Annotated in this window: 5 protein-coding genes; all 5 read right to left on the bottom strand. The window is 63.1% G+C overall.

The genetic code is table 11. The features are described from left to right. Nucleotides 1-350, bottom strand: a 350-nt coding sequence (locus tag ACSLE4_RS12745; RefSeq protein WP_435904817.1) for a VOC family protein, incomplete at its 3' end; no start/stop codon positions are given. A 29-nt stretch (nt 351-379) separates the two neighbouring features. Continuing rightward, nucleotides 380-1,288, bottom strand: a complete 909-nt coding sequence (locus ACSLE4_RS12750) for an alpha/beta fold hydrolase (RefSeq protein WP_435904818.1) — start codon at nt 1,286-1,288, stop codon at nt 380-382. 49 nt (nt 1,289-1,337) lie between these two features. Further along, nucleotides 1,338-1,556 carry a TOBE domain-containing protein gene (locus ACSLE4_RS12755; RefSeq protein ID WP_435904819.1) on the bottom strand — a complete coding sequence of 73 codons (219 nt, stop codon included), beginning with the start codon at nt 1,554-1,556 and terminating at the stop codon, nt 1,338-1,340. 40 nt (nt 1,557-1,596) lie between these two features. Beyond that, complete coding sequence (locus ACSLE4_RS12760) at nt 1,597-2,799, bottom strand: pyridoxal phosphate-dependent aminotransferase (protein ID WP_435904820.1); 1,203 nt, start codon at nt 2,797-2,799, stop codon at nt 1,597-1,599. A gap of 174 nt (nt 2,800-2,973) precedes the next feature. Next, nucleotides 2,974-3,468: a ferritin-like domain-containing protein gene (locus ACSLE4_RS12765; RefSeq protein ID WP_435904821.1), complete on the bottom strand. Its 495-nt coding sequence runs from the start codon at nt 3,466-3,468 to the stop codon at nt 2,974-2,976. Nucleotides 3,469-3,545: the final 77 nt, after the last annotated feature.

The following is a 3,545-nucleotide window of genomic DNA, read 5'->3' on the forward strand; positions in this document are numbered from 1 at the left end:
GGGTCCTTGACGCCGCAGAGATACCCTGTGGGCGGCGCGTAATCGCGCGGCTCCCAATGCAGCAGTCCATCCTCTTTGGCTTGCGCGGCGATCCTGTCCACGTCCGCGCGCGTCGGCACGCCGAAGCCGTAATGGGTCATGTCGTCCGCGTCTTGATCGCGCTTCGGCCCGCCGCGGAGCAGCACGAGCACGAAGCTCTGTTCCGCGCCGGGGCTTGCGAGCCACACCACCCGCTTTTCACCCTCGCCGTGCTCCTTGACGATGGTCATCCCGCAATAGCGCTCATAGAAGTCGATAGACCGCTCCAAGTCCGCCACATGCATCGCGCAATGAGTGAAGGCCGGTGTCATGGTTCAAGACCAGTTCTTCGGACCAAATCCTAGGGCCAGGTGGCGCGCACCGTATCGAGCACGCGGCCGAATTCGCTGAATACCCAATAGTGCCCCGCGCCCTCGACGACCTCGAGCCGGCAATCGTGCAGCGCGCCGGCGAGATGATAAGCGGCATCCGGGGGGACAATGGTGTCCGCGCTGCCTTGCCACATGACCGAGGGAACGTCGATCTCGCCGAGCGGCAAGTTCCACGGCCCGCAATAGAGCCGCAAATCCTGAAGAGGGCCTTCGATGGAACTGCGCAAGCCCTCGCGCAGCGTCGCCTGAAGATTGTCCCTGACCTCGGGGCGAAGCAGCGCCTCGTGGTCCGACGCCGTCACGCGCTGCATCAAAAGATGATAGGCGGCACCCGGCGCCCAGTCGATCATCGTCCGAAGCCCCAGGAAGAAGGCGCCGGCCGCGTGATGGGACGGCGCCATGCGCGAGAAGATGAAATGGTGCAGATGCGACATGCGGATATGCTCGCTGGCGGCAACCGGGCCCACGGGCGCAATCAGCACCATGCGCATGACGCGGCTCTTGAGCAGCGCCGCCGCGGCGACCGCATGCGGCCCGCCGCCCGAGACGCCGAGCAGCACGAAGCGGTCGAGCTCGAGCGCATCGGCGAGCGCATTCACGTCGCCGGCCGTCTCGGCCAGCGTGTTGAAGTGGTGCAGGTCCGAAAGTCCGTAGCCCGGACGCTCCGGCGCGATGATGCGCAAGCCCCGCGCCCGCGCGCCTTCGTCGGTCAACGCGAACATGTAGCGTGAGCCCGGCGTGCCGTGCAGCGCGATGACGGGTAGGCCGTCCGTGCTGCCGTATTCCGCATAGCCGATATTGCGGCCGTCGGGCAGACGATGAACGCGGGAGGAGCGGTCGATCGCGCTTCGTGGGTCGTCTGTTGCGCGTGTGTCCATAAATCCTCGAGGTGGGTCGTTTAGAACCCCGCCTCCAAGGCCGGGCCGGTTACTCGCAGCCGATCATGATGTCGACGGGATTGATGATCAGCGTCACCGACTTGCCTTCGAACAGACCGAGCGTCTCGAGCGACGCGATGGTGACGCTCACCTCGACCATGGTGTCGCCGGCGATCTGAACATAGACGATGGCGGTCACGGCACCCTTGCGGATCTCCATGATCTTGCCTTCGATCTGGTTGGCCGTGCTGAGCTTAGAGAATTTCATGCTCTCGCCCTCTGATTCCTGCGCACCCATTATAGACCGCCTAGCTCAAGCTGGCGCAAAAGCGCTGGATGCGGCGGCACGCCTCTTCCAACGCGTCGATGCCAGTGGCGTAGGAGATACGGAAGAAAGGCGAAAGCCCGAACGCCTCGCCATGAACCACCGCGACCCCCTCTTCCTGGAGAAGCAGCGTGGCGAAATCGGCGTCGTTGTTGATGACCTCGCCCTTGGGCGTCTTCTTGCCGATGCAGCCCTGGCACGAAGGATAGACATAGAAGGCGCCTTCCGGGGTCGGGCAGCTCAAGCCGTTCGCCTGGTTCAGCATGGAGACCACGAGGTCGCGCCGCTCCTGGAACGACTTGACCCAGTCCTTCAAGAAGTCCTGCGGGCCACGCAACGCCTCGACCGCAGCCCATTGGCTGATGGAGCACGGGTTGGAGGTCGACTGGGACTGGAGCTTACCGATCGCCTTGATGAGTTCCGCCGGCGCGCCCGCATAGCCGATACGCCAGCCGGTCATCGAATAGGCCTTGGACACGCCGTTCAGCGTCAACGCCCGCTCTTTCAGCTTGGGTTCGACTTGCACCGGCGTGGAGAATTCGAAGCCGTCATAGACGAGATGCTCGTAGATGTCGTCCGTGAGCACCCAAACACGCTCGTGGCGAAGCAGCACGTCGGTCAGCGCCTTGATCTCATCGCGCGTATAGGCGGCGCCGGTCGGGTTCGACGGTGAGTTGAAGATGAACCACTTGGTCTTGGGCGTGATGGCCTTTTCGAGCGCTTCCGGCGTGAGCTTGAAGCCGTCTTCGAGCTTGGCCTCGACGATGACGGGCTCTGCGCCCGCGAGCAGCACGATGTCGGGATAGCTCACCCAATAGGGCGACGGGATGATCACCTCGTCGCCGGGGTCGAGCGTCGCCAGCAGCGCGTTGTAGAGCACGTGCTTGCCGCCTGAGCCCACGGTGATCTCGTTCGGCTTGTAGTCGAGCCCGTTCTCGCGGGCGAACTTCTCACTAATGGCCTGCTTGAGCTCGGGAATACCGTCGACGGCGGTGTATTTGGTCTCGCCGCGCTTGATGGCCTCGATGGCGGCCTGCTTGATGTTGTCCGGCGTGTCGAAGTCGGGTTCGCCGGCGCCAAGACCAATGACATCGAATCCGGCGGCTTTCATCTCGCGCGCCTTGTTCGTGATGGCCATGGTCGGAGAGGGCTTGACCCGTTCAAGCGTGCGGGAGACCAGTCCCATGGAGAACTCCTGGAAAAAATGCGAGGACTGCGGGAAAATCGGGGCAACCCTATGCGGGCGCGCTTTTCCTCGCAAGTGCAATGCACAATATGACCGTGCATAAAAGATGCAGCGCCGGGGCAAGGCCCGACGCTGCATCGTTCTTAGGCAAAACCTCCGGATCGTCCCGGAAATCTAGGCCGCTTCCTTGTTGAGCTGGCCCTCGGCGAGCTTGGAAAGAAGCCTGTCGGCGTTGTACTCCTGGTCCAGCGTCTCCTGGAGGAGCTTCGCGGCATCGTTCTTGCCGAGCTGCTTGGCCCAGGCGACCAGCGTGCCGTAGCGGGTAATCTCGTAATGCTCCACCGCTTGGGCGTCGGCGATCATCGCTGCGTCGCGGACGTCCGGGTCGTCGGAGTCTTTGATGCCTTCCTCGCCCTCCTTAATGATGCCCTCGATGGCCGGGCAGGTCTCGCCCTTCGCCTTCTCGCCGAAGATCTCGAATACCTGCTCCAGGCGCTCGACTTGGCCCTCGGTTTCCTTGAGGTGCTCGTTGAAGGCGGCGCATAGCTTGTCGGAATCGGTCTTCTTCGCCATCTTCGGCAGCGCCTTCAGAATCTGCTTCTCGGCATAATAGACGTCCTTGAGCATGTCGTGGAACATCTCGTCGAGCGGCTTCGGGGTCGTGGCCATGGATGTTCTCCGGGTTGGTGGTGTCGCTCGCCAAACGGCGTAGAAGCGCCTCGGTTCCACGCAGCAGGCCGGCATTA

The organism is Methyloceanibacter sp. (assembly GCF_051306395.1).
GTDB lineage: Bacteria > Pseudomonadota > Alphaproteobacteria > Rhizobiales > Methyloligellaceae > Methyloceanibacter.

Excerpts from the sequence above, each read along its gene's own strand:
- ACSLE4_RS12765 (WP_435904821.1), bottom strand. The coding sequence starts at position 3,468 with ATGGCCACGACCCCGAAGCCGCTCGACGAGATGTTCCACGACATGCTC.
- ACSLE4_RS12750 (WP_435904818.1), bottom strand. The coding sequence starts at position 1,288 with ATGGACACACGCGCAACAGACGACCCACGAAGCGCGATCGACCGCTCC.
- ACSLE4_RS12755 (WP_435904819.1), bottom strand. The coding sequence starts at position 1,556 with ATGAAATTCTCTAAGCTCAGCACGGCCAACCAGATCGAAGGCAAGATC.
- ACSLE4_RS12760 (WP_435904820.1), bottom strand. The coding sequence starts at position 2,799 with ATGGGACTGGTCTCCCGCACGCTTGAACGGGTCAAGCCCTCTCCGACC.